The organism is Halomonas sp. SIMBA_159 (genome assembly GCF_046536035.1).
Classification (GTDB): Bacteria; Pseudomonadota; Gammaproteobacteria; order Pseudomonadales; family Halomonadaceae; genus Vreelandella; species Vreelandella venusta_A.
Map to the genome: position 1 here is coordinate 1 of NZ_JAWJBT010000059.1, position 863 is coordinate 863.

The window sequence follows — 863 nt, forward strand, 5'->3', positions numbered from 1 at the left end:
CGAGGCGAGCGGCGACCCGTGCTTGGCCGCCCTCCGGCCGCTGCCGACGCTCGACGACCTCACCGACCGCACCAACAGCAAGTGGGAGCTGGTGGTCTACCCCACGCCCGAGAGCGACGAATATATCACAGGCCGCTGCCGCGTCTTTCCCAACAAGCTGGTGAACGACGACGACTACCACGCCGCCGGCTTCCAGTACGACAACGCGGTGCTGGCAGCGTGCTTGGCCGAGGCGGAGAAGCAGCAGGAGCACTCCGCCGGCGAGAAGCATCAGCCCTACATGGCGGAGCTGCAAAAGGCCATTCTGCTCGCCCGGGAGAGCAAGCCTCGCTTCATGGGGTATAACGCAGACCACTCTGACGCTCCGGGTCGCCCGAGGCGTGTATACACCGGCGTCGATTCCTCCGTCTCCGGCTCTGCCGGCACCGTCAACTTCTAAGGAGCACACCGTGGCCACCAAGAACATCCTCCATCAACTCGACAACGCCGTGACCGACGAACTCGGTGACGGCATCCTCGTCTCCCGGCCGGTTCTTCTCAGCGAGATTGAGCTGGGGGCCAACGTCGCCCTCGCCGCCTACGAAACCAACGCCCGCGTGCTTCAAGTCACCAACGCGAACGACACGGTGGGCTACCTGACGTTCCCGATCCCGCGGGATTACGACGAGACGCAGGACGTGCTCAAGGTCCGCGTGCTGGCATCCATGGTCACGGTTTCGACCGACGACGACGTGGAGCTGGACAGCGAGCTGTACGTCAAGACCGCGGGCTCCGCCCTCGGCTCCGACCTCGACCCCACCGCCCCCGGCACCGTGTTGAGCGCCACCGAGCAGTGGTTGGTGTTCGACCTCAGCGGCAACGGC

At 65.6% G+C, this 863-nt stretch carries 2 protein-coding genes; both read left to right on the forward strand.

Annotated features, from left to right (window positions below; all coding sequences use genetic code 11):
* Positions 1 to 439, forward strand: a 439-nt coding sequence (locus R0J87_RS18295) for a hypothetical protein (protein WP_498887950.1), incomplete at its 5' end; no start/stop codon positions are given.
* 10 nt (positions 440 to 449) lie between these two features.
* Positions 450 to 863, forward strand: a 414-nt coding sequence (locus R0J87_RS18300; RefSeq protein ID WP_498887951.1) for a hypothetical protein, incomplete at its 3' end; no start/stop codon positions are given.